Annotated in this window: 24 protein-coding genes and 1 pseudogene; 13 read left to right on the top strand and 12 right to left on the bottom strand. The window is 41.9% G+C overall.

Annotated features, from left to right (window positions below; all coding sequences use genetic code 11):
* Window positions 1-27: 27 nt before the first annotated feature.
* Window positions 28-435, bottom strand: coding sequence for a sirohydrochlorin chelatase (locus AABA11_RS08155; RefSeq protein ID WP_338266918.1), 408 nt, complete (start codon window positions 433-435; stop codon window positions 28-30).
* A 167-nt stretch (window positions 436-602) separates the two neighbouring features.
* Between AABA11_RS08155 and AABA11_RS08150 the strand changes: the two genes are divergently transcribed.
* Window positions 603-1,493 (top strand): TIGR01777 family oxidoreductase, encoded by an 891-nt coding sequence (locus AABA11_RS08150; RefSeq protein WP_338266916.1) that lies wholly within the window; start codon window positions 603-605, stop codon window positions 1,491-1,493.
* Here AABA11_RS08150 and AABA11_RS08145 read toward each other — a convergent pair.
* The 6 genes from AABA11_RS08145 to AABA11_RS08120 all read right to left on the bottom strand — a co-directional run bounded on the left by AABA11_RS08145 (window position 1,490) and on the right by AABA11_RS08120 (window position 6,060).
* The gene (locus AABA11_RS08145; protein WP_338266914.1) at window positions 1,490-1,993 is read right to left on the bottom strand and encodes a DNA topoisomerase family protein; all 504 of its coding nucleotides are present in this window, start codon (window positions 1,991-1,993) and stop codon (window positions 1,490-1,492) included. The genes AABA11_RS08150 and AABA11_RS08145 overlap by 4 nt on opposite strands.
* Before the next feature lie 4 nt (window positions 1,994-1,997).
* Window positions 1,998-2,372 (bottom strand): hypothetical protein, encoded by a 375-nt coding sequence (locus tag AABA11_RS08140; protein WP_338266913.1) that lies wholly within the window; start codon window positions 2,370-2,372, stop codon window positions 1,998-2,000.
* Between the two features lie 21 nt (window positions 2,373-2,393).
* Window positions 2,394-3,110, bottom strand: coding sequence for an HAD family hydrolase (locus AABA11_RS08135; RefSeq protein ID WP_338266911.1), 717 nt, complete (start codon window positions 3,108-3,110; stop codon window positions 2,394-2,396).
* Between the two features lies 1 nt (window position 3,111).
* The gene (gene hemH, locus AABA11_RS08130) at window positions 3,112-4,104 is read right to left on the bottom strand and encodes a ferrochelatase (RefSeq protein WP_338266910.1); all 993 of its coding nucleotides are present in this window, start codon (window positions 4,102-4,104) and stop codon (window positions 3,112-3,114) included.
* Window positions 4,105-4,224: 120 nt separating this feature from the next.
* Complete coding sequence (locus AABA11_RS08125; RefSeq protein ID WP_338266907.1) at window positions 4,225-5,028, bottom strand: sulfite exporter TauE/SafE family protein; 804 nt, start codon at window positions 5,026-5,028, stop codon at window positions 4,225-4,227.
* A gap of 96 nt (window positions 5,029-5,124) precedes the next feature.
* Window positions 5,125-6,060, bottom strand: coding sequence for a chemotaxis protein CheV (locus AABA11_RS08120; RefSeq protein WP_265727881.1), 936 nt, complete (start codon window positions 6,058-6,060; stop codon window positions 5,125-5,127).
* Between the two features lie 114 nt (window positions 6,061-6,174).
* On the opposite strand from AABA11_RS08120, the gene AABA11_RS08115 reads away from it, so the two are divergent.
* Together AABA11_RS08115 and AABA11_RS08110 are read left to right on the top strand one after the other, a co-directional pair.
* Window positions 6,175-7,359, top strand: a complete 1,185-nt coding sequence (locus AABA11_RS08115; RefSeq protein ID WP_338266905.1) for an EAL and HDOD domain-containing protein — start codon at window positions 6,175-6,177, stop codon at window positions 7,357-7,359.
* Entirely contained in the window at window positions 7,356-8,132 is a 777-nt protein-coding gene (locus AABA11_RS08110; protein ID WP_265727879.1) for a TatD family hydrolase, read from the top strand. The genes AABA11_RS08115 and AABA11_RS08110 overlap by 4 nt, the downstream gene beginning before the upstream one ends.
* 8 nt (window positions 8,133-8,140) lie before the next feature.
* Here AABA11_RS08110 and AABA11_RS08105 read toward each other — a convergent pair whose 3' ends face one another.
* The 3 genes from AABA11_RS08105 to AABA11_RS08095 are packed head-to-tail and all read right to left on the bottom strand — an operon-like array spanning window position 8,141 to window position 13,656.
* Window positions 8,141-10,486, bottom strand: coding sequence for a DNA polymerase II (locus AABA11_RS08105; RefSeq protein ID WP_338266902.1), 2,346 nt, complete (start codon window positions 10,484-10,486; stop codon window positions 8,141-8,143).
* Window positions 10,487-10,516: 30 nt separating this feature from the next.
* Entirely contained in the window at window positions 10,517-12,976 is a 2,460-nt protein-coding gene (locus AABA11_RS08100; RefSeq protein ID WP_338266901.1) for an ABC transporter permease, read from the bottom strand.
* A complete protein-coding gene (locus tag AABA11_RS08095; RefSeq protein WP_265727876.1) occupies window positions 12,973-13,656 on the bottom strand; it encodes an ABC transporter ATP-binding protein in 684 nt (227 codons plus the stop codon). The genes AABA11_RS08100 and AABA11_RS08095 overlap by 4 nt, the downstream gene beginning before the upstream one ends.
* Before the next feature lie 25 nt (window positions 13,657-13,681).
* Here AABA11_RS08095 and AABA11_RS08090 point away from each other — a divergent pair, with 25 nt between their 5' ends.
* From AABA11_RS08090 to AABA11_RS08080, 3 genes are read left to right on the top strand one after another with little or no spacing between them, the layout of a single operon-like run.
* Window positions 13,682-14,311: an arylesterase gene (locus AABA11_RS08090; protein ID WP_338266896.1), complete on the top strand. Its 630-nt coding sequence runs from the start codon at window positions 13,682-13,684 to the stop codon at window positions 14,309-14,311.
* A gap of 20 nt (window positions 14,312-14,331) precedes the next feature.
* Window positions 14,332-15,270 (top strand): D-2-hydroxyacid dehydrogenase, encoded by a 939-nt coding sequence (locus AABA11_RS08085; RefSeq protein ID WP_338266893.1) that lies wholly within the window; start codon window positions 14,332-14,334, stop codon window positions 15,268-15,270.
* Window positions 15,267-15,992 (top strand): pseudouridine synthase, encoded by a 726-nt coding sequence (locus tag AABA11_RS08080; protein ID WP_338266891.1) that lies wholly within the window; start codon window positions 15,267-15,269, stop codon window positions 15,990-15,992. The genes AABA11_RS08085 and AABA11_RS08080 overlap by 4 nt, the downstream gene beginning before the upstream one ends.
* Here the strand turns inward: AABA11_RS08080 and AABA11_RS08075 are convergent.
* A complete protein-coding gene (locus AABA11_RS08075; protein ID WP_338266889.1) occupies window positions 15,952-16,506 on the bottom strand; it encodes a GNAT family N-acetyltransferase in 555 nt (184 codons plus the stop codon). The genes AABA11_RS08080 and AABA11_RS08075 overlap by 41 nt on opposite strands.
* Window positions 16,507-16,651: 145 nt before the next feature.
* Between AABA11_RS08075 and AABA11_RS08070 the strand changes: the two genes are divergently transcribed.
* The 5 genes from AABA11_RS08070 to AABA11_RS08050 all read left to right on the top strand — a co-directional run bounded on the left by AABA11_RS08070 (window position 16,652) and on the right by AABA11_RS08050 (window position 21,125).
* Window positions 16,652-16,996 carry a translation initiation factor Sui1 gene (locus tag AABA11_RS08070; protein ID WP_338266887.1) on the top strand — a complete coding sequence of 115 codons (345 nt, stop codon included), beginning with the start codon at window positions 16,652-16,654 and terminating at the stop codon, window positions 16,994-16,996.
* A 164-nt stretch (window positions 16,997-17,160) separates the two neighbouring features.
* Window positions 17,161-18,189 (top strand): GGDEF domain-containing protein, encoded by a 1,029-nt coding sequence (locus AABA11_RS08065; protein ID WP_338266886.1) that lies wholly within the window; start codon window positions 17,161-17,163, stop codon window positions 18,187-18,189.
* A 24-nt stretch (window positions 18,190-18,213) separates the two neighbouring features.
* Entirely contained in the window at window positions 18,214-18,621 is a 408-nt protein-coding gene (locus AABA11_RS08060; RefSeq protein WP_338266883.1) for an acyl-CoA thioesterase, read from the top strand.
* A gap of 241 nt (window positions 18,622-18,862) precedes the next feature.
* Window positions 18,863-20,083, top strand: coding sequence for a tyrosine-type recombinase/integrase (locus tag AABA11_RS08055; protein WP_338266881.1), 1,221 nt, complete (start codon window positions 18,863-18,865; stop codon window positions 20,081-20,083).
* Between the two features lie 67 nt (window positions 20,084-20,150).
* Window positions 20,151-21,125, top strand: a complete 975-nt coding sequence (locus tag AABA11_RS08050; RefSeq protein WP_338269644.1) for an IS5 family transposase — start codon at window positions 20,151-20,153, stop codon at window positions 21,123-21,125.
* A gap of 142 nt (window positions 21,126-21,267) precedes the next feature.
* Here the strand turns inward: AABA11_RS08050 and AABA11_RS08045 are convergent.
* A pseudogene (locus AABA11_RS08045) lies at window positions 21,268-21,615 on the bottom strand (transposase); the annotation flags it as partial.
* 153 nt (window positions 21,616-21,768) lie between these two features.
* Between AABA11_RS08045 and AABA11_RS08040 the strand changes: the two are divergent.
* Complete coding sequence (locus AABA11_RS08040; protein WP_338266879.1) at window positions 21,769-21,936, top strand: hypothetical protein; 168 nt, start codon at window positions 21,769-21,771, stop codon at window positions 21,934-21,936.
* A gap of 530 nt (window positions 21,937-22,466) precedes the next feature.
* Window positions 22,467-25,313, top strand: a complete 2,847-nt coding sequence (locus tag AABA11_RS08035; RefSeq protein ID WP_338266877.1) for a UvrD-helicase domain-containing protein — start codon at window positions 22,467-22,469, stop codon at window positions 25,311-25,313.
* Window positions 25,314-25,546: the final 233 nt, after the last annotated feature.

Raw genomic sequence — 25,546 nt, 5'->3', positions numbered from 1 at the left:
ATGAATCAATGAAATCTAATGGCATGTTTACACCTTACCTAGGTGGTTGGCGACGACAGTCTGCATTGCTTGTTTTACAATCACATCGTCACCAATAGGAGGCAGCAAATCGATTTGTAGATGGTCGTTTTGTAGCGCTTTAATTTGAGCGGGTACGTCATGCCTAAGGTGACGACCCACCGCTAAAAACAGCGGTAGCACCGCAACTTTTCGAACGTCTTTATTTAACAAAGCCACTACGTCTTCAAGCGAAGGGGATGTTAATTCCATGTAGGCCAAACTTGCATTTGATTCGCCATAGCTTTTGCTTACATCTTGATAAAGCGCTTCAAATGGTTGTTTCCAAAGTGGGTCAGGGCTTCCGTGTGCAAGAAGAATGATGTGATCGTACCCTTTATGTTGCATTTTGATACCTAATGTTTCTCGATTCCCCATTTTAGCCATCCTATTCCAGAAAAAGAAGGTGCAGAGTAAAAAACCTTATCATGTAATACGGATATTTAGCTAAAAAAGAGGCATCTAAAATATCAGTGAAGTTATTGATCCTATTTCTTTTTTTGAACGTACCAGTTTTACTATTGGAATTTATGAGACCAAAAAGCATGAAAATTCTACTATCCGGAGCAACGGGCTTTATCGGTCGATCATTATTGACTTCGTTATTGAAACAAAACCACCAAATTTATGCTTTGGTAAGAGCAATAAAATCCGATATAGATGATCAAGTGCAGCAACTTACCTTAGATCAGCTAGCGACATTCAATGAAAAGATGGATGTGTTCGTCAATCTGGCAGGAGAAAATATCGCTAGCCAACCTTGGACTGCGAAACGTAAAGCTGCCCTATATGAAAGCCGTGTTGGTCTAACCAAGAACATTCAATCAGCGCTGACACACCCGCCTTCTGTGGTTATTTCTATGTCCGCTGTCGGATTTTATGGTGTCGCTAGAGACGACATTTTTGATGAAAATACACCGCCAAAACCAGGGTTTGCACATGACCTCTGTGAAGCCTGGGAATCTGCAGCCAATAGTTTTGCAATAAACGATACCCGTGTGGTTGTTTTCCGCTTGGGCGTAGTGCTTGGAAAAGGAGGCGCGCTGGCAAAAATGCGCTTACCTTTTAAACTGGGTTTAGGTGGCCCCATAGCGGGCGGCAAGCAATGGTTTCCTTGGGTGCACATAAGAGATGTTGAGCGCGCCATTATGACGGCGATTCAAGAAAACTCATACAACGGCACATTCAATTTGGTTTCGCCTGCGAGCGTTACGCAAAAAGAGTTTGCTTCGTTATATGCCTCTTCCATTAATCGAGCTGCTTTAGTGCCGACACCAAGATGGTTACTCAATAGTCTATTTGGTGAAATGGCGAGCTTGTTAACCGAAGGGGCGCGAGTGATTCCAAAAAGATTAGAGGAACATGGCTTTCGCTTTGAGTTTAGCAATATAAAATCAGCACTGGACGATGTTGAGCAAAATATAAGTGGACGCTAGCGTTTTTTTAAAACAGGTAAGCCTTTGTCGTCGTTAAGAGTGTTGGTGCATTTCGGATAGGTGATACATCCCCAAAAGTAGCCGTTCTTACTTTTTTTTCTGACCAAGTAATGACCACAAATGCGACAGGGGTATTTTTTTGTACTGGACGGAACGCCATTATCATCCTCCACAGTGACCTTGCAATCGGGGTAACTTGAGCAGCCCCAAAAAACATTGTCTTTAAAGGTTTTCTTACGCAGCGGCGACTGGCAAGCTGGGCAAAGGTATCGCTTTGCCCTAACTGGCTTTCCCATTTCATTGTTTGCCGTGTAGTTGCAAACTGGATACGCCTCACACCCCCAGAAACTACCATTTGCACCCTCTTTTAGAACCAGTAGGCTCTCACATTTTGGGCATCGATAACGTACTTTAGGGGCGGTGATATGCGCATCACTTTGCTCTAGAAACTCTTGCTCCCAATGGCTGGGTGGTGTCGGTTTACGTTCTTCGTCTTTCACTTCGCTACTCTTTATTTTGGTAACAAAGTGCGCTGTCTTCTGAGCAATTATTTTTCTCTTCACCCGCCAGAGACCTAATCTTTGAAGCACCTTTACGTGCGCCATCAGCGGTTGCGCTACCAATGTCTTTCATTTTTTCCCACACTGTAGAGCCCGTTTCTTTGACATTTTTAGACGCCCTTTCACTTAGCTGTGACGCTTTGTCACCCATAACCGTTGCAGCTTCGGAGGTACTTTCAATAACATTAGAGGTTGTTTCTTTGGTTTTATCCCAAAGTTCAACCGCACCGTTTTTTGCCTTATCAAAGGTGGATTCATCAGCATGCACCAAGGACGCCGTACACAATAAAATGCAAATACAAAGTTTTAAATAATTCATGTTACACCCCCACATTATTTTCTAGCGCTTAAAGTCTAACCAATTAATGAGTTCCGAAACGCCCTTCAGTGTGGTTAGTTGTGGGTATTGCAACAAGACCTCATCATTTACTTGCTCATGATCCCACGTACTATGATAGGGAATGTGTAAAGCTTGTGCCCCTAGGTCCAACACTGGAAGAATATCCGATTTTAACGAATTGCCCACCATCAAGAATTGATCTGTCGATATCTTATGACGCTGTAAAATTTGTGTATAGGCATCGCTGGTTTTATCGCTAACAACTTCAATCACATCAAAATAATCGGCGATTCCTGAACGTGCTAATTTACTTTCTTGATCAAGCAAATCACCTTTGGTGATCACCAATAATTGATAATGCCCTTTCAGTTTACTTAACACGTCTTGAATGTTGTCCAACAATTCGACAGGAGAAGCCAACATACGCTTCGCCAATTCAATGATTTCGTGTATTTCTTTTCCAGAAATGCGGCCTTCAGTTAATTCAATCGCCGTCTCAATCATGGACAAGGTAAAGCCTTTAATACCGTAACCAAAATGCGTTAAATTTTTGATTTGCACTTCCGCTAAATGAGCGCGAATGTATGCTTCATCATGATAAGGCAAAAGTAGCCGCATAAATTCATCTTGCGCATGAATAAAGATATCTTCATTGCGCCACAACGTATCATCAGCATCAAACGCAATGGTGCGAATGTTTGTTTGATTTTGTGTCATATCAGTTCCATTGCTTAGTGTTTTGCTCGATTAGGCTGACATAAAGCGCAACCTGGTCTGCTGTATCGTTTAATGCGGGTATGTATTCGAAGGCCTGACCTCCGTTGTGTTTGAATTCATCCCCGAGTTCCAACGTAACCTCTTCAAGTGTCTCAATACAATCAATCGAAAACGCCGGGCTAATCACGTTGATTTTTTTAATCCCCATAGAAGGAAGCGCTCTTAAGGTGGCATCTGCATAAGGTTTCAACCATTCTTCACGACCAAAACGAGATTGATAGACGTGTGTCCAATCTTGATCACCAAGTTCTAATTCTTCAGCCACCAATTTACTGGTTATTTCGCAGCGACGCGCATAAGGGTCGCCATTAGTGACATAGCGCTTAGGAATGCCGTGATAGGAGAGTACAAGATGGCGACGTTCCCCTTGCTTATCCCATTGGGCTCGAACCGAGTTGGCCAGAGCTTTGATATACAGCGGATGATCCGCATAATCATGCAACAATTGTAAAGACGGCCAATGCGGGCAAGCTTTTAAAGAAGACATGACTCTGTCATATGCCGCGGCTGTCGTAGTGGCTGAAAATTGTGGGTACATGGGAACAATGATAATGTTCTTTACCCCCTGCTGTCTTAACGCTTCAGCGGCAGATTCCACACTGGGGTTTCCGTAAGTCATGGCCAATTCAACCGGAACCGTGTGGCCGGCTTTCTCAGACAAAGCGGCTTTGACATTCGTTTTTAACCGATTGCTTAACACCAGCAATGGGGATCCTTCGTCCATCCAAACTTGTTGATATACTTTTGCTACTTTTGGTGAACGAAATGGCAAAATGGCAAGATTCAGAATTGGCTTCCAGATAAGAGGTGACACATCAACCACTCTTGTATCGGACAAAAACTCTCGAAGATATCGGCGAACATCCGATGCGTGAGGAGCATCTGGTGTGCCCAAGTTCATCATCAAAACACCATAGTTACTCAAGTTATTCATGCGATACCTTTTGATTTATGTTCGGGTTTTATTATAACCCCATTAAATAAGGGCAATATTGAAAATACCAAGCTTATTCCCCCATCATCCACCAGCGATGATACTTTTCCACCCTACATGCTAAGCAGACCAAAAACGTATCAAAGAACAACAAACATACAGTGTCACGCTGAGAGATAGCACTCGTTTATCAAGGTCATTCCCACGCTGTCGGCATAACCAATAAAACAAAAAATGACTTAACGCCAAAAACAAAACGCTTGGTAAATGAATCGCGCCCGCAAAGGCCATACCATCCATCATAATTGTGGGTTTTGCCGGAAAAATAAAACCAACCAATGCGGCAATAGAGACAAACACTACCAATCCGTGTGTTGTTCCATCACGTTTTGATTGGTCTATTTTTAACAAGGAGTTCATGCCATTTGCTAGCACAGTTCCAGAATTGCCTGACATGACAGACAGTGAACCAACCACCAATCCAATGGGTAGATTGGCGGCTTTAGCTGGCGTCAGTGTCGGTGTTTTTTCCAGTTTTTTGTTAAACACAATCTTAAAAACGAACATCACCGCCATCAGCGTAAAGCAAATTTTAAATAGTACTGCGCTGCTTAAAGACAGCAATTGCGCTCCAATCACACCGCCCATGGCCATACCAGGGGCAAAGTTAATCAGCTGTTGCGAATCAACTTGCCCCTGTTTCATTGATTGAATCCATGCATATAGATGAACAGGAATAAATGCCGCGACACAGCTAGCAACCAAAGGCACCATGACTTCGTCAAACGAAAAGCCAACGACAGGAAGAAAAAAATATAATGCAGGAATAGCAATGAATGTGGGCGCGACATTTATCAGCGCCGTGAGCGACCCTGTCGCCGCGCCAACCAAAATCAGCACCAATATCATTTCAATTGTAGGCATAAGGTACAACTCACTCCTCTTTGAGCCTGAAATCTTAGCAAACGAAAAAACAGGCATTATCAGCCTGCTTTTGGAGTACTGCTAATTTATCGAACGTTATTCTTTATATACTACGCTACGAATTCGATCTTGAATTAACGATGCCAATTTGTCTGGTTGGAATTTAGATAGGAAATCATCACAACCTACTTTTTGCACCATGGCCTTGTTAAAGCTTCCGCTCAACGACGTGTGCAAGACAATATGCAAGTCTTTGAGGCGCGGATCTTCTCGTACTTCACGAGTCAGTCGATAACCGTCCATTTCTGGCATTTCAGCGTCAGTAATCATCATGAGCAACTTATCTGGCACATTCTCGCCTTCATCAGCCCATTTTTTAAGTTTCTCTAAACCGCGCTTACCATCCGTCGCCTCATGGACTTTGATGCCCATAAAATCCAATGTTGAACGACACTGAGCCAAACCAACAGATGAATCGTCGACAACCAATACCTCTAAACCTTTTGCGTCTTTTAGCAATTCTTTATCAATTACATCGTCACTGACACGGCTGTCATAAGGAGAAATTTCAGCCAAGACTTTTTCAACATCGATGATTTCAACAATACGGTCGTTAACCCGCGTTATTGCCGTTAAATAATGTTGACGACCTGTGCCATCTGGTGGAGGCAAAATTTCGTTCCAGTTCATATTGATGATGCGATCTACTTCACCAACCATAAAACCCTGAACGGTATTATTGTATTCCGTCACAATAAGATTACAGGGCTGAGAGCGATCAATGGGTCTCATACCAATGGATTCAGATAAGTCGATAACAGGAACGGTTCTACCACGAAAATGCGTAACACCAGCCACAGATGGGTGACGATGAGGCATTAAGTTCAGTTTAGGCAGCATCACTACCTCTTGAACCTTAAAAACGTTTATTGCAAACATTTGCATTCCACCAAGGCGAAACATCAACAGTTCCAAGCGGTTTTCACCCACTAACTTGGTTCTTTGGTCTACAGCGTCTAACATGCTTGCCATATTTTACTCCAAACATTTTTAAATTAAGGCGTTAATCCATTTATACCATGATATTGTATTCGACTATCCGTTACAGTATTTTTTTGTGACAACTATTCTTTTCAAGGCCCCGTAATGAATAACAACGATGTACTTTTTTGCCGTAAGGCTGTTGTTAATCGCGATTCGGAAACCGTAGCGTATTACATACTTCACCCAGCCGGGGTGACTAACGACAATAAAGCATCGTTTTTAAGCTCTTTATTCGTTGATGTGAATCTTATCGAAGTAACACAACAAAAAACCATCTACATTAAAAGTAGTTTAGACGAACTTCAGGCTTTGCCCTTACAAAAAAACATACATCTAGTGACTTTTTTGATTGCTTCTACATTAAACGAGTCCGATTATGAACTTTTATCGGAACTTAGATTACAAGGCCATCAATTAGGCATTATTCACCCACAAAACGCCCCCATGTCTGCGGACTTTTTTAACGTCTTTTCCCATGTATTTTTTAGTCTAGACAAGACCTCGGTAGAACAAATTATCGAGACAATGGCTAACCCCGCCCTATCCTCCAAATGTGTTTGGGTCAATAAAGTAGAACAATCTGAACAGTATGCCCAACTTGTAGAAGCCCTACCAAAGGGGCATTTTAGCGGTGGTTTTCTGCATAAAATGACGTCAATTAAAGGTAAGCGTATTTTGTCCTACCGAACTATTTTGATCGATTTGTTGGTGGCGCTTAATAACCATGAAGCCTCCCCAAAGATTCTTGCTGAATACATTGAGCGAGACCCCACATTAACCTATCGAATCATTAAATTAACGCACTCTGCGATCTATCGCAGTCAATTTAATGTTTCAAACGCACAGCGGGCTATTGAGATCATTGGCATTCGGGATTTAATCAAATGGGTGAGTTTAGTCATGTTCGGCAGCGTGACAGGTAAACCGGCCTGCTTGTTCTCTATGGCGCTTTCTAGGGCGTGTTTTTGCCAAAACTTATCCGCTCATTTGTTCCCAAGACTGGAAGGTGCTTTTTTAGTGGGGCTTTTCTCTTACTTACCCAGTTTTCTAGACGAAGAGTTGTCATTGCTTTTAAAGGATTTACCCCTAGAAGCAAACATTAAAGCTGCATTATTAGAGTCTAAAGGCAACCTCGGGGGCATTCTTAACGTGGTTAAGGCTTACGAATCTGGACAATGGACAAGAATCCCATTTGAACAACTTTCAGACAAAGAGGTGACTCAAGAATCACTTCGTGAGCTGTACATTCAAAGCTTAAAAGAAGCGCGTCAAATGGGGTCTTTATGATTGATATTGGTGTCAATATTAACCACTCATACTTTATCGATGACTTAGATAAAACTCTGTCAGAAATGAAAGCGTCAGCAGTGGATGGCATGGTATGTATTGCTTCGGACTTAGAAGAAAGCCAATTTATTCAGGCATTGTGCCAACAACATCCTAATATGTGGAACACTTTAGGGTGCCATCCTCACCAAGCAAAAACGTGGTCGGAAAAGACCCGTGACCAGATTAATGCGTTAATACACACTTCTCGTCCTGTCGCCATTGGTGAAACAGGATTGGATTTCAATCGCAATTATTCGACACCTGATGAGCAGCGGTACGCTTTCCATCAACAGATAGAGTTAGCCACAGAGCACCAACTGCCGTTGTATTTACACGAAAGAGACGCACACCAAGAAATGGTTGCTACCTTGGCAAAGCACCCCGACTTAGCAGAAAAATCGATTATCCATTGTTTTACCGGAAGTCAGCGTGAGCTTGATGCCTATCTGGCGTTAGGTTTATACATCGGCATAACAGGTTGGGTGTGTGATGAACGGCGTGGGGCTGACTTACAAGCGTCTATCCCTCATATTCCTTTAGATAAATTGCTCATCGAAACAGATGCGCCTTACTTATTACCCAGAAATATTCGTCCACGGCCAAAAAGAAACCATCCAAAATATTTGCCTTGGGTCGCTCAAGAAGTGGCGCAGCGAAAAGGTATCACCATAGAAGAATTGATCAAAGCAACCCGTGAAAACACCAAGAGCTTATTTGGTATTTCTGTGTAATTTGCCAACTAAAGTAAAGATATTTGCTGGGAAAGAAGATTGGCCATATTGGTTTTAAAAAAGGGCAAAATACTGTCCGCAATGGGTTCAATCTGCTTTTCAATATAGTGCTCGTAGTCTAAATCAACCAAGGTTTCTGCGCCCTCATAGGGCATAACCCCCGATCGTTGATAAACATAATACACGCGTTTTCGCCCCTTATTGTATTCAAGAGGCAAGCCTTGTTCGGCCCTTTTCTGATCAATCATAGCCGCGGCACGAACATGTGGCGGTATATTTTTCGTATACGACGACAGCGGTCGACTTAGTTGTTTGCTGTATACCAACTGGTCATCAAAAAGACCCGCTCGCAATCTTTCAACCACGTTTTGAATGTACTCAATGGGATTTTCATCATTAAAGATTTTTTCAAAGAGTGTACGTTGGAACTGCCTTGCTAATGGCGTCCAATCGGTTCGAGCCGCTTCCAAACCTTTAAAGACAAGTTGACCACCTGATTGCCCAGCATAACGCTTTTTGCTTCCTTCCTCTTGTCCTCGAATGGTTGGCATAAAGAAACGCTCATATACGCGTTCAAATTCAAGTTCTAAATGAGAATTTAATTGAGCGTACTCTTGGCACCATTGTGAAAGGCAGGTGTTTATGTCTTTTCGTAACTGCAGCCCCTGTATTTTAGGGTCGACATTGGATTTATCATGTAAAGTAACAAACAGAGAATCGGTATCGCCATAAATTACGGTAGCGCCCCGTTCCTCCATCCAACGTTTTGTTCGCCCCAGTAATTCATGACCACGCATAGTAATAGAGCTGGCTAACTCCGCATGGTAGAAGCGACAGACATTTGAACCCAGTACACCGTAAAACGAATTCATAATGATTTTAATGGCGTAACTTAGAATGCTGTTACCAGATTGCTTGGCTGCCTCCCTTGCGTTGGCTAACTCCCCAACAAGGGTGGGTAAAATGGCGTATTGACGATCAAAATGTGCGCCTAAAAAGCCCGGCACCAACCTAGTTGATACTGTTGCAGGTAGGTCCGAAACGAGTTTGGCCGTAATGCGAGCCAGTGGATCAATATGAAAGGTACGGATAATACTCGGGTACAGACTTTTAAAGTCAAACACCAAAACGTTTTTATACAAGCCAGGAATGGAAGACATAACAAAACCGCCAGGACTGGCCACAAAATCTTCGTCACGCCAGGCTGGAGCCACCCAGCCGGCTTTGTGGAGTCTGGGTAAATAGAGGTTTTCGAAGGCAGCTACAGAACCACCGGTTTGTTCAAAAGGGATGCCGGTTAAATCCACTCGTGTTTGCTGTAGCTCTATCAATTTTAGCTTGTCAAAAATGCGCATGACCAAATCACAGTCTTGTAAGTTATACGCCACAAAGGCATCTAAATCTTCCCTGTGAAGCCGTTCGATTTCCTGCCATCGCTCATTACCATGCAATAACTTTCCATCATCGAGAATTTCTTTACTGACATTGTTTAAACTAAAAGATTCAAACTGATAGCCCCCCACTTTTAGCAAAGTAATGCCATCCAAAGCGACACGTCCAGGAATACTGGCAAAGTACTTTCCTTGGTTATCTGATGAACGAATGCTCCAGCTTTCACCATTAGCACCAAATGCAGGACGAATGCCTAAGGCTTGACAGCGCTGATCAATAAATTGCAAATCAAAACCGATTAAATTCCAGCCGATAAAAATATCCGGTGAATGCTTTCTCACGAATCTTATAAAAGCCAGTAATAGACTATTTTCATCATCAAAACGTCGAATTGTGTCTGAAACAGCGGCCTTAGGGGTGACAACAAACGCAACACGCTGACCCTTTGCGGTAATACCTATAGACAGCAAGGTATTGGTCGAAACCGAAGTCTCAATATCTAAGGACCACACTTTCCAACTGGGTTTCCAATCTCCTGCGATGACTCGCGCTTGACGAAATACCTGCTGATTTGTATCCGGCTCGCCGATAAAGCGCACTGCTCCACGGATATTACGCTCCATTAAATAGCGGTTATGAGGCTTGATGTCTTCTTCATAGACGGCAAAACCTTGTTGGCGAACTTGATTGATCATCTGCTGGTGGAGCATCAAACTGTTGCTTTGCACCAAAGTAACGGCTTCATTCTCGAACGACCGATAAGATGATAAGCGACATTGGATTCCTGTCACATTTTGAGGGAGACGATCAAGCGGAGCATTGGTAAAGAACACACTAAGCTGTCGATCAGGAAAGACTTTCACCGTTCCTTCCTGCGTTTTTATAAAAAGGCTCATCTCAATGTGGCCATCCACATCTTTAGTATGACGACTCACGATGTAGCCTTGTTTTTCTATAAACATTTCAACAGCCTAGTTTGCTAATAACACCGACTATAAATCACGCAACAAATGCATGGGAGGCACTTTTAACACAGTCCTACTGGCAAAGACACCAATGGTTGAAATAACGAATACACCAATGACAGGACCAATCAACCACAATAAGGGGTGAAAACTGGCTTGTGCATTAAACACAAAAACCTGCAAACCATACAAACAGCTTTCTGCCCCTATCGCAGCGATGAGTCCAGAAAAAATGCCAAGAGCACCAAACTCAACTAATAAGGCTTGTCGAACCAGTGCGCTTCTGGCCCCAAGCACGCGCAACAAAGCGCCTTCTTCTAAGCGTTCCTCTAGAGTAGATCGAACACTGGCCAATAAAACCAGCGCCCCAGCACTCAAAATGCAGAGAAGAACCAGTTGAATCGCTTGAGAAAGCTGCCCAATGATGGTTTGTATTTGTTTTAAAATATCCCCAACGTTCAGGATAGACACAGTGGGAAATGACGACATGGCTTTATAAAAAGGCTGAGCGTCATCGCCCCCAATGAACAGACTACTTACAAAATTCGCAGGGTAATTTTCCAGCGCACTTTTTGGCAAAATGAGATAAAAATTCGGCTGCATAGACCCCCAATCGACCGTTCGAATTGAGGTGATAGGCAAAGTAACGATATTGCCACCAATATTAATGGTCAGTTCATCACCTATACTCAAGTTCGCTTCTTTGGCTGCTTTTTGCTCAACAGATAGACCCTCAGCCGAAAAGTCGCCTTCCACCAATTCATTACCCTTACCAAGGTTGTCTGACCAAGTCAGATTAAGCTCACGTTCATAGAGTTCTGGTTCGCCTCTTTCTTCTGGGTAAAGGGATTGAACAGATTCATCGTTTACTGCGGTGACACGACCACGCACCATTGGATACCAATCGGATCTTTTTACGCCTAATTGGGCGGTTTGATCATTTATCGCGTCAACTTGATCGGCTTGAACATTGAATAAATAATGGTTGGGAGCATCTTCGGGCAATTGTTGTTGCCAATCTGCAATTAAGCTGGATTTTATACCAATAAGAATCAGCCCAAGCATGATAATAAGAGTAAACACCAACAGCTGGAATAGATTCGGAATTAGCCTTCTGTACAACGCTGCCAAGCCTATTTGCCACCCGCTTGTTGCGCCAGATGTCAATGAACGTCCCAACTTAAAAGCCAACCAACCGATTGCAGCAACCAGCAATGCAATCCCTGCAATCGCGGCCGTCATAATACTTGGCAACAAAAAGCCTTTTGTATACACGCACATCAGAGCATACATCCCAACAAACCCCACCAGATATATGAACAAACTGTTGAGCTCCACCTTCGCATTTGGTTGCAATACTGACAACGGTGAAATTTTAATCAAATGTGACATAAGAGGTAAGCAAAAAACCAACATAGAAATTAGGCCTGTTGCCGCTCCTAACCATAAACGGGCAAACGATGGTTCAGGCAAAGCGGTCGACATCAGACCAGATAACAAGGAAGCAATGACCTCTTGCAATCCCCAGCCAATTGCTAATCCCAACCCGGCTCCAACAACAAATAAGGCAAACAATTGTTGAAAGAAGATACGTCTAAGGAGCGGCGGCGTTGCCCCAAGAGTTTTTAGGATAGCCACTTGCATTAAATGCCGTTTTACAAATCGAGCAGAAGCCAAAGCCATCGCCACGCCAGACATTACGACCGCCAATGTACCTGCTAGCAATAAGAAAGATTCCGCACGTCCGATGGTATCACCGATGCGTTCGCCCCGTTGAGTCGGTGTTTGCCAGCGCTGTCCTTCATTTAGCTGCGGCTCAAGCCAGTTCTGATACGCTTGCAGCGCATCTTTGTCGCCAGCAAGCAACAAGGAATAACGCACGCGGCTACCAGGGATGATGACATGGGTGGATTCTAGATCATCCATACTCATTACAGCACGGGGAGAAATAGCAAATGCAGAAGAACTAGAGCCTGGGTCGCGAACTAAATATTTAGACACGGTTAAGGTGGCATCCCCTACCTCAACCTTGTCACCTAGCTGAATATTCAACAAACTCGCCAAACGTGAGGACACCCAAATATTGCCTTTTTCCGGTGAGCTTGTGGATTTCGTACCTACGCCAAAAAGCTCATCATCGACCAAGAAAGCCCCCTTTAATGGGTAGCTATTTGTTACAGCACTTATTTGAGAAAGTTGCAGTGAATCTCCCGCGAACAACATGGTCGTATATGATGTACGCTGGGCCGTCTTTAGCGTCAGCTCCGATGCTTTGTCTTCCCAATCTTTGGCAATAGTGTCATCAGATCGAACTAAGCGATCAGCCGCTAGTAAGTTGGCCGACTCTTGTTCAAATGACAATTGCAAACGATCAATAAACAAGCCGATTGAGGTGACTGTGCTCACAGATATGATTAAGGCAAACAATAAGGTTAATAAGTCACCACTGCGAATATCTCGCAGCATTAATCGAAATGTAAAATTCATAGTGTTCTTTCCGTTAGCTGCCCTGCTGACATTACCAATTGCCTATCACACATTTTTGCCAGCTCATTATCGTGAGTGACCATCACTAAAGTTGTGCCTTCAGATTGGTTTAATTCAAACAGCAGCTTGATGATCAACTGCCCATTTTCTTCATCTAAATTGCCTGTTGGTTCGTCTGCAAACAATATTTTCGGATTAGATGCAAATGCACGAGCAATAGCAACGCGTTGTTGCTCACCACCAGACAGTTGATTTGGATAATGCGTTAACCGATGCGACAACCCGACTTTATCGAGCAACAGCTCTGCCTTTTGGCGAGCGGACTTATCGCCTTTTAACTCCGCGGGTAGCATGACGTTTTCAATGGCTTGCAAGCTGGGCAAAAGATGAAAAGACTGAAAAACAAAACCAACATATTGACCTCTGGCTAACGCTCTTTGTTCTTCTGTTTGACTCGAAAACGCTTGGTCATACAGAAAAATATCACCAGATGTATTCACATCAAGACCGGCTAGCAAACCCAATAATGTCGATTTCCCCGACCCCGAAGCCCCAACAATGGCTACTGACTCGCTTTCCTTGATTTCCATATTGATTCCTTTCAATATGGTTAAATCCCCTGTATTCGATGTCACAGTATGAGTTAAATTAGACACTTTAATTGCAGTACTTCTAGTCATAATGGTCCACTTAAAAAGGTTTGATATGTTTGTTTTTAAACACATGAAGCGAGTCTGCACATTCATTGTGCTATTGTGCGTTAGTTCAGTTGCCTCAGCATCTACGTTACTTGTTATGGGCGACAGTCTTAGTGCAGCGTATAATTTACGACAACAAGATGGTTGGGTTAGTTTACTTAAAACAGAACTTTCTTATTCTCATCCAGAAATAGACGTTATTAATGCCAGTGTGAGTGGTGAGACAACACAAGGCGGTTTGTCACGTTTCGCTGCGTTATTAAAGGCTCACAACCCCAGTTGGATCATTTTAGAACTGGGCGCCAATGATGCTTTACGCGGTTACCCTTTAAATCAGACCACATTGAATTTAGAAAAAATGGTTGAACAAGCACAAGAAGCCGGTGCGGCTGTTTTGTTGGTAGGCAATCAAATCCCACAAAACTATGGTAAACGCTATACACAAATGTTCTTCAATTTATACAAAGACATTGCCGAGAAATACGATCTTGCCTACCTGCCGTTCATGCTTAAGGATGTTGCATTAAATAAATCGCTAATGCAAAACGATGGCTTACATCCAAACAAAATGGGGCAGCCCATCGTTCTGCAAAACATCCTGCCATATTTGAAACCGTTAATAGATACCACTAAGTAGATAAAAATAAGGAAAATTGAATGAAAGCCGTTTTTTTGGACCGAGGCTCGTTCCCTAAACACATAAAGATCGAACTGCCAAACAGCATTGACGATGTTGTATTTTATGACAATACTGCGATCGAAAACGTCATTGAGCGCATTCAAGATGCCGATATTGTTCTTTCGAATAAAGTGGTCATAAACGAAGAAGCGATACACAGAGCGAATAACCTAAAACTTATTCAAGTAATGGCAACAGGCACCAACAACGTCAATACAAATGCCTGTCAAGACAGAAATATTGCCGTTCAAAATGTCACCGATTACTCAACAATCAGTGTACCAGAACACACCTTTGCCATGTTGTTGGCATTACGACGTAACCTGACATCGTATGTTGACGCGGTGAAATCAAAGCGATGGGCAAACTCCGAACACTTTTGCTTTTTAGATTACCCTATAAAAGATTTGTCAGGATCAACCATGACAATCATTGGGAGTGGAACACTAGGAAAAAAAATCGAGTATATTGCACACGCCTTTGGTATGGATGTCATTTTCGCAGAACGAAAAAATGCGACTGAAGTGCGCGATGGCTATTTGAGCTTTCGGCAAGCGATACAGTCAGCGGATATAATTAGCATCAATTGCCCGTTAACAGACGAAACAAAAGACCTCATCAGCGAAGTCGAATTCTCTTTAATGAAACAAAGTTGCCTGCTTCTTAACATCAGTCGCGGCGGAATTGTTGATGAAAAAGCACTCGTGGACGCACTAAAAAATCTGAAAATATCGGGTGCGGCTTTTGATGTTGCGACACAAGAACCGATGCCCGAAGATCACCCACTTCAGTCCCTCACTGAATTGCCTAACTTCCTTTTAACGCCTCATATTGCATGGGCAAGTGACGAGGCAATGCAAACCTTGGTAAATCTTGCCATGAAAAAAATCACCGCTTTTATAGACTCATCACTATGACATTAGAAATCGTATTTCAAGATGAGTATCTTGTTGTCGTAAACAAGCCGTCTGGGCTTTTGGTTCACCGCACGCATTTAGCTAAAGACGAAGAAGATGCCGTGGTTCAGCGGCTCCGAGACCAGACTGGCAAATGGGTATTTCCCGTTCATCGCTTAGACCGTGGCACTTCTGGTGTCTTGGTGATGGCGTTTAGCCCTGAAATAGCTCGCTTACTGTCCGAACAATTTTCTGAAAATACAACGTCTAAAACCTACCATTGCTTAGTGCGCGGTTTTTGTGATGACAACGGTGTAATCGACTACCCTTTGGCAAAATTGAATGAACAAAAAGGACGTTCTCGGTTTAAATTGGAAGGTACTGAAAAAGACGCTGAGACAAGCTTTACTTGCCTAATGCATTACCAGTTGCCTATCCCCGTTAGCCGTTACGATAGTATGCGATTAAGCTGGCTAGAAGTAACCCCCAAACAAGGCAGAAAACATCAGATACGCCGGCACTTTAAACACCACCTAAACCCACTTGTCGGGGATTCATGTTATGGCTGCCGACACATCAATAAAGTAGTCAAAGAAATATGGCCGGAACATTTTCGTTTGATATTGCACGCTTCGAAGCTGGAGTTTACCCACCCTGTTAGCCAAGAAAAAATGATCATGGAAGCAGCTTTAGATCAGCAACTTAAGAGTGTTCTGGAAATATTGTCGGATCATCAGGTTTGATAAAAAAAGGGTTTACGTCTTCGATAATGGGCCAACGATAAATAAGACTATCGTGTATATTGGGACCTATCTTGATGGCCTTTTCTTGGCTTTCTTGCAGTTCAAAACCACAGCTAAGCAGTACTTTTATGGATGCCTGGTTGTGGTCTGCTACTTGAGCATAGACCTCATTGATACCATGGCTCGCCCAAACTAACAGCAAGTGTTTGAGAACGTATTGTGCAATGCCTTGGCGAGTGAAGTTCTTTGCGATGCGATAGGAAACTTCTAATGAGGAATCGTCCAGATATTGACCACTAAACCGACCGATTAACACATCGTTAGGCAGACACACCAGATATTGAAATTGCTTTAATTTTCCAGTCAACAGACGCTTAAAATACATTTCAGACTGCTGACTAAGCGCTTGTTGAGGAATAAACTGTGAAAACCAACCTCTGTTACGAAACTCAAACAAGAGGATGCTTCTTAGGTCTGCTTTAGTAGCCTGTCTAATGATTAGTGTCATATTCATAACCAGCACGCATTTTGATAACCGTATTATTGATAGCTTAGTGCAGATATCCAATTCATGCTGAATAATGTCTTTTTTCTCTCGTTCAACCTGAATGAAATGTTAAAATAATCGCTTTGTGCTTATAAAGGAGGAATGAAAATCCATGAAAAATAGAAGCTTAGTGTATTCAACCGATCAAGGTCGCCTTTGTCCTGCCTGCGAGCACCCTGTTACAGACTGCCAATGCAAAGATGACACCGTTGTCGGTGATGGCAAAGTACGCATTGCCTTAGAAACAAAAGGACGTAAAGGCAAAGGTGTTACCGTAGTAACAGGGTTACCATTAACGGAAGATAAATTAAAAACATTGGGAAAAAAGCTAAAAACCCAGTGCGGCACTGGTGGGGCAGTGAAAGACGGACACATTGAAATTCAAGGAGACCATCGTCAAAAATTAAAGGATCTACTTGAAAAAGAAGGGTTTTCTAGTAAATTTACCGGCGGCTAAGATAGCTATTCTTCGTCATAACATTTACTATGATTTTAGTTTTTCAGATATCAAGGCACGAATGATTCGTGATGAAATCGAAGCCAAATTGTTACTGAGCAAGCAGTTTTGCTCGTTATAAATTGTGAACCACTGACGGAATGGGACGCCTTAGTGGTATTAATGTGGCAGCAGAGGTTCCGATGTTCCAACACAACACAAAACAAGCGAAACAACTCATGCGATCTGCCATTCCGCTGATGGTTAAGCTTGATATACCACCTACCCCATATAATTATGGCATTTGGTACGAATACGCCTCCAATAAAAACCCTAAGCTTAATCAGTTGGTTGATAGAGCATTACGTCGTTTTGGTGGCCTTCCTGCATTTGTTTCAAAAGAATTGTTTAATGAATTTTTATTGCCAGAAGAGTTTCAGCACGCACACCACCAAAGTGGCCGCCTAAAAGACATAACGAATACCCTTGAAACTGAGACGATTACAATTTCTGGTGAAGTTGAAAGGTTTAATTCTACCCTACGAAACTCAAAAATGGCGTTAGTAACTGCCAGTGAAAATGCTCAAATCGAACAACTTACAACCACTTTAGAGCAAGGAGTGTTGCGCGCGAATCAGGCCATCAAACTGTTTGGTCAATCTTTAAAATCCGCCCAAGACGAATTGGCTGCACTAAAGAATGAGCTGTCCGACGTAAAAAAGAACGTTGAGTTAGATCCCATTACTCTACTTTCAAACGACAAAGGCTTTGAGCGTATGCTCTTCTCACTTGTTCCGTATGCAGAGGATGACTTAACTTTATTGTTGATCGACATTGATGACCTAAGTGGTGTGAACCAAGAATACGGCACAAAAGCGGGAACATCATTGATTCGGTATATTTCTAAATTATTACTTCGCTTACTTCCAGAAAGAGGGTTTCTTGCTCGACTAGAGGGTGGCCGTTTTGCCATGCTGCTCAACGAAACCGAGTTAAGTGTTGCATCTCAGTTAGCGGAATCGGTTCGAAATGAGATCTCAATTCAAAAAATACGTTACAAAAACACCAAGGTACTACTTCGCCAAGTGACCGTTTCGGTTGGTGTTGCCACTTTGTTTGGTGATGAAAGCCCTAAAGAACTGGTTGAGAGAGCACAACACTATCTATTGTATGCAAAACGGTCAGGCAAAAATCGCATTGCTCATCATGAATAAAACTCACAGATTGAAGGTATTGTCATGAAAGACTCTAAACTAAAGGGAAATTACATTGATTTTATCGTTCGTGATTACGAATGTGATATGCAAGGCATTGTTAATAACTCCGTTTACCAGAACTACCTAGAACACGCGCGACATCAGTTTATCAAAACACGAGGGCTGGATTTTGCAGCCATTACGCGCGAAGGAATACACTTGGTGCTCATAAAGGCAGAGTTAAATTATAAACGTTCCCTACAGAGCGGCGATGCCTTTTATATTGAGACCCATGTAGAGCGTCAGTCAAAGCTCAAACTGGTTTTTCATCAAAATATATACAAGAAAAACAGCGATCAATTAATGCTAGAAGCCAAAATGACAGTGACATCAACAACCAAGGAAGGGAAACCCATTCTATTTGAGCAAGCCAAGCTTTTAATTGATTAAGCAAGAATTACTTAGTCAAGGCCCTACAAATTTGAGATGAAAAAAAAGACGCCTAATTAGACGTCTTTTTTTATAATGGCGGTGAGCAAGTCCGCCATTATAAGTTCCAGTAAAGTCTAATATAATATAATAATTCATTATATATCAGTAACTTATAGAAAAAGCTTTTCCAATAGCATCCAGCCAGATATACTAAAATCCTGCTTCTATTGATGTACTGGTTGATGTACAAGGAAATTCGATGCCAAAAATTGTAAAAGAGCTTACTGCCCTAGCTGTCTCTAAGATAAAAAAAGACGGTCGTCATGCCGTTGGCGGTGTCAGCGGCCTCTCCTTAAAAGTGGCAGGTAATTCTAGAAGCTGGGTTTTAAATATGCTTATGGGGACCAGAATAGACAAATCAGGCAAAGAAGTACCTAACCGGCTTTTCCTTGGTTTAGGCAGCTACCCTGAAGTTACTCTTGCTGATGCGAGAGATAAAGCCAGAGAGCTTCGTAGTGAGATCAAAGCCGGCATCAACCCTCTTGAAGCCAAAAAAGAACGCAAAGCCGAAGCTATTCGGCAGCAAGCCAGAAACACCACCTTTAGTGAGTGCGCTCAGTTGGTACTAAACATCAAAGAAAAAGAATTAAAGAATATTAAGCATATCGCACAATGGCGTTCTAGTTTGGAGCAATACGCCTTCCCTGTTATTGGCCATTTGCCGGTAAACCAAATAAACAAAACACACATTCTTGAAGTACTTCAACCTATATGGCTTGAAAAGAATGAAACGGCCAGTCGCCTTCGTGGTCGTATTGAAACAATCTTGGATTATGCTAAGGCAAAAGAATTTAGAGAAGGTGATAATCCAGCGGGTTGGAAAGGAATGCTTAAACCGCTACTTCCCGAACCAAGTAAAATACAAAATCGCAAGCACCATGCCGCCCTCCCTTATGCTGACATTGCTAATTTTATGAAAGAGCTTTCCAAGCGCCCTGGCCTTGCAGCCAGGGCGCTTGAATTTTCAATTTTAACAGTTGCTCGCTCTGGTGAAGTACGTGGCGCTACATGGGATGAAATTGATTTTGAAAACAAGATATGGATAGTTCCAGCAGAGCGCATGAAAGCCCGCAAGGAACATCGAGTCCCTCTTTCAACCGGTGCCATTAAGATACTTCAAGAGCTCCCTAAGGTTGCTGGTGGCAATTTAGTCTTCCCAGGTCAAAAAGGTAAGCAGATGTCAGATATGACGCTTACGGCCGTTCTAAAGCGCATGGATCGTAGAGACTTAACCCAACACGGTTTTCGTTCAACTTTTCGTGACTGGGCGGGGGAAACAACCAGCTTTCCCAGAGAGGTCATTGAACACGCCCTTGCGCATAAACTGAAGGACCAAGCCGAGGCTGCCTATCAACGAGGTGATTTACTTCAAAAAAGAAGGCTACTAATGGAAGATTGGGCTAGAAGTTGCTTCAGTTAAGGAACATGCGATTAAGTCAGTAACATGAGATAATCTCGCCGACTTAAGACAACTACGACGCCTACCGATCATGATCCAGCTTTTCTTCGCCGACACCGAATTTACCAGCAAACGCCGCAAGACTCGCAAAGAACTCTTTCTTGGTCGAATAGATGAATTGATTCCTTGGCAGCAGCTTGAAGCCCAAATTGAACCCTTCTATCCAAAAGCAGGTAATGGACGTCGCCCATATCCTTTGTCTACCATGTTGCGCATTCACTTTATGCAGAACTGGTACAACATGGGAGACCCTGCAATGGAAGACGCTCTTTATGAGATTACCTCTATGCGGCTTTTTGCTGGGTTATCCTTAGAAGGTGCGATACCTGATCACACAACTATTATGAATTTCAGGCACTTACTGGAAAAGCATAAGCTTGGACGAAAACTATTTAAAGAAGTCCATAAATGGCTATCAGACTCAGGTATTTACTTCAAAGAAGGCACCATCGTTGACGCGACTATTATTGAAGCCGCTAGCTCGACCAAAAATAAAGCCAAATCACGTGATCCAGAAATGCACCAAACTAAGAAGGGAAACCAATGGTTCTTCGGATTAAAAGCACATATTGGAGTCGATGCTAAACGTGGCTTGGTGCATAGTTTCACCACCACTTCTGCCAATGAACACGACCTAAACCAAATCACTGAGCTCATGCATGGCGATGAGACGTTTGTCTCTGCTGACTCGGGCTACCGTGGCGTGGAAAAACGTGAGGAAACAAAAGATAAGACGTTGGAGTGGTTGATTGCGGAGATGCCAAGCAAGGTTCGGGAATGGAAAAAGCATCCCCGTATTAATAAAATCCCCATCAATACTGAGTACATAAAAGCGAGCATCAGAGCAAAAGTAGAGCACCCGTTTCGGATACTGAAGTGCCAGTTTGGCTTCCGCAAAGTGGTCTATAAAGGTCTATCAAAAAATGACAACAAGCTCGCGGTGTTGTTTGCACTGGGAAACATACTGCGAGTGGATCAGATGATAAGGTCTGCACGGGGTTAATCCGTCTTGATGGTGGTAGTTGGAGCTTTTAAGCCTCCAACTAGGGAATAAGACACACTAAAAACCGAGGTTTTTAGTAAATTAAAGAGCGAATCAGGCCAGCGGCGACTTAGTGCTAATAATCTGACTTAATCGCACGTTCCCTAGAAAAAGTCGACGCTGATGGCAGTTTCTTATGAAGTGGAAATCCACAGATTCGCTGCAATGATTTGTCTATGCTCAAGCGTTGTATTAGGTGCACCGTGGCCGTAAGCCCAAGCACCACCTTAGCCACAAAAGCATTAGCCAACCAAGCGAGTTCATGAACAGGACGCCCCATCCGATACGAGAAACGTGTCACAAACTCTTCGATACGAGCACACTCCAAGATATGAATCAGTTCTTCAAGTTTTGGTGTCAATAAGCCTATTTAGTGGTGTAAGGCAGGAATCAATTGGACTTGAATGATTTGCCAGCGTTGCATTATTTGTTGGGGCGTCGTAGCATTCATAAAGTGGTTATGTCGATTTTGTGTGGTAACTCTATCGTCGCCGGAAACGGCAGCCCACGCCTCCTCTTTTTTTTGTTTTTTACGAAAAAATGTTGCTTATATCGACAGTTTTGTAATTACCTCTATTGTTTATTGATTTCAAGGAAGAACGAAATGGAACGCTTAGAAGCACTTTTGATAGCACTTAATACAATTGAGTTTGAGGATATATCTCTTCTACACTGTGAAGATCAGGCAAGGTTTGCCGACAAGGTAGAGTCACTTCAAGACCAGCTAGTGGCAGTCATGAATAAACAGCAAGATAATTCTGGGAGCAACTAACTATTTTACTAGGAAATGTACGAACAAGTCGTGTCTTTAACTTCTGAGCATAATTGATTTTATAAGATATCACTTAAAATGTGAAAACGACTTGTTAACAACATCCTTAGCAGCAAAGGCAAAGCATTTAGGGGAAGAAAATGAGAGCTGTATATCATTACATTTAGACTGATATGCCAAACTTACCCTTAATTTTTGTGCCATCACTGTAGCAATCACAATTTCATCATGCTGCCGCCTATAAAAAAGGTTTTGATAGTTGTTACGTACTTATCTATTATAGAACAGATACACCACAAAAAGTGGTGATATGGAACAAATTGCGCGAATTTATACTTATGAAAAATAAAAATTAAATAGGCAGCAGCGACAAGTAATAACGAAATGGGATACACAATACTCTGCGTCTAACTGAGTGTGTAAAAGTGATAAGCTTATTGAGAACTTCCAATGTGTCTTCTTCTAACATAAAGATAAATCCAAGATAATATTTATATTAATAAACGCACTATATTAATTTAGGTCTAACTATGTTAAAAGAAATGGATTTTTTACCTGTGAATATTTTGGGAAGATTATTGGGTTATAAGGGCATTAGGCTTGATAACACAACTTTAGTTATTCACATGAGAAAGGTTCATTATGCACTTGATTTAAATCAGTGCAATAGCTTTGCGCAGATTAATGAAAAGTGGTACGGCAGTCAATTGACAATAACATTAAATGACATCTCACAAACAATCAGTTTCCTAAAAAAAAATGATGCAAAAGACTTTGCTCACACACTGAATAAAAAAATTGCTATTTTTTTCACTGAATATCTTTCAAGTCTGGTTGACATATGGGAAAGCGCTGTTTTCACTCAATATCCAAGACAATCTTATCTTCCCCAACTTCAAAGCATTTGCTCGACAATTAGTAATGGGTTTAAAAGTGACCCTACTACCTGGAACCAATTTTTAAATGACTCTTTAATCATGAAGGTTAAAGAGATTAATCAATTTCATCCAGTTTCATATAATGCACTTCAACACCACCACGAAAAAATCTATCTAGAAAAACGCAAAGAATTTTTCGATTGTGTTGAAGCGAACCCTTTAACTGACGAACAACGTTTAGGTGTCCTTCGCTCTGATGACTTTAACATGGTACTGGCAGCTGCCGGTACTGGTAAAACATCTGTGATGGTTGCCAAAGCACTGGACTTAATAGATAGAGGTTTGGCAAAACCTGAAGATATTTTGATTTTGGCGTACAACAAAGCTGCTGCGAATGAATTAAATGAACGCCTGCATAGAAGCTCGAATAAAACTGGTATCACCTTAGATAGAACTCCGCATATTTCTACATTTCATTCCCTTGGTCGTCAGGTATTGAGTGACGCCCGTCTCTCAACTCACATGAGTATTTTTGTCGAAGATCCTCTAAAATTGAAGCAATGGATAACAGAGTGGCTATTGAATTATTTATATGAGGATATAAGCCGTCTTGTTGATTTTATCAGTTTAACCCCAGAGCCTGTTGATCCCTTTACCATCAAAACACAGGCTGAATACGAAGCATATGTTCGTGACAATGAGCTTCGAACACTAAATGACGAATTAGTAAAAGGTTACCAGGAGTTAGTGATTGCAAACTTCATGTATTTGAATGGGATACCTTATACTTATGAAGCTAGATACGTCAGCAAACGCAGAATTGAAGTTGGTTTTGATTACAAGCCAGATTTTCACCTCGACGGCACCGACATTTATATTGAACATTTTGGCATTGATAGATCAGGTGGCACACGGCCCGATATTGATGCGATTCAGTACAACAAAGAAATGAAGAGTAAACGTGAACTACATATTGAATGTGAAACAACACTTGTTGAGACATTTCATTATGAGTGGGTTGAAGAAACGCTCACGCATGGCTTGGAAGAAAAGCTTAAATATTTAGGTGTCAAATTTGATCCAATCAACAGTGAGCAGTTACTTGAGCAGCTTCAAAATACCGGTAAGATAGGTAATTGGTGTGACTTATTGTTAAAAGCGTTAGCATCGATCAGAGTTGATCGGCTTGATTACGATAGCATGCTGACCCGCTTTCAACAAGCTAGAATATCACAGCCTCAGAAGCACGCCGTATTACTGAATGCTCTGCATGAAGCCTATATCCAAGAGCTTAAAGACCAAAACGCAATTGATTTCGATGATATGATTATTCAAAGTATCGATGCAATAGAACAGGGTTTATTCACACCAAAATGGAAATATTTACTTGTCGATGAATTTCAAGATATTTCGACTGCTCGACTAGATTTAGTTAAATCCATTGTTAAACGAGGACCAAAACCATCTTTGACCGTTGTGGGTGATGACTGGCAATCTATTTACCGATTTTCTGGCGGCAAACTTGAACTTATCACTAAATTCAATGAACTGGTTGCTCCATATACAGAAACAAAGCTACAGAAAACATTTAGGTACAACAATAGCATCGCTGATACTGCAGGCCAGTTTATAATGGAAAACCCTGAACAGTATAAAAAGAATATTGAAACACATACTAAGGTAGATAGCTCTCAAGTGTACTTGCTTGATGACAAAATCGGCGTTAAAGATGGTTTATATCAAACAGTCGTAGAAGTCGTTTCAAAAATTAAAACCGAAGATAACAATGCCAGTATTGCTGTTATAGGACGATATAATTATCTTTTAAACGAATCTAAAGCCGCCTTAGCCCGAAGTCAATTACTTGAAAACGTCTCGCTTTGGAGCTTTCATAAATCAAAAGGCCTGGAAGCTGATTACTGTATTTTAATTGGTTTTTCACAAGGAAAGTTAGGTTTCCCAAATGAAAATATTGATCAGGCAGTAATAGAAGCTTTATTACCAGCATTAGATGCCTACCCACATTCTGAAGAAAGGAGATTACTTTATGTTGGCCTGACGCGAGCTAAGAAAAAATCCTATATAATCGGAGATCCTACTTCTCCATCAGCATTCATTACTGAATTATTAGCCCCAAAATACAATGTTCATATTCATTCTAAAGCATTCAAGCAACGCTATAGACAAATATTCAAATGTCCTCATTGCGAGGCTGGCTATTTAAAGCGGATAGACGGAAAGTTTAGTGGGTTTTATGCATGCAGCACAGGCAAGGGGTGTAGTGTAGGTAAAGCACGTGTTTGTAAAGATTGTGGAGCACCGTCTATCGATAGTCGTAACACTAGCGATTGTAACAACAAAGATTGCGGCCATTCAATGAAGATTTGCGATCAATGTGGTCGACCGATGAAGCTTAGAAGTGGCAAGTTTGGCGATTTTTGGGGCTGTTCTGGTTATGGAATACAAGGTGATCAATGTAGAAACATCAGAAAACAATAATCCTTTGGGAACTATCTTTCTCGAAGTTTCCCCCGAAATTTAAATATCTAGATATGCACTTTTCTCGTAAATAATTTATGTAATAAAGGGCTAAATTAGAGAGCTTTGTTGAAATTGAGCTTTGATAAACATATCACTCAAAAACTGTTAAATTGTTTGCTTTGACTTGTCTATCCTGTTCAAACCATCTCAACCAACCTATATAGTTGCGTAGGCTCTTCGGCTAATTAGAC

The sequence above is a fragment of the Marinomonas pontica genome (assembly GCF_036322735.1).
Taxonomy (GTDB): Bacteria; Pseudomonadota; Gammaproteobacteria; order Pseudomonadales; family Marinomonadaceae; genus Marinomonas; species Marinomonas pontica.
The sequence above is the reverse complement of the archived record's forward strand: the minus strand, read 5'-3'. Positions and strand labels throughout refer to the sequence as shown.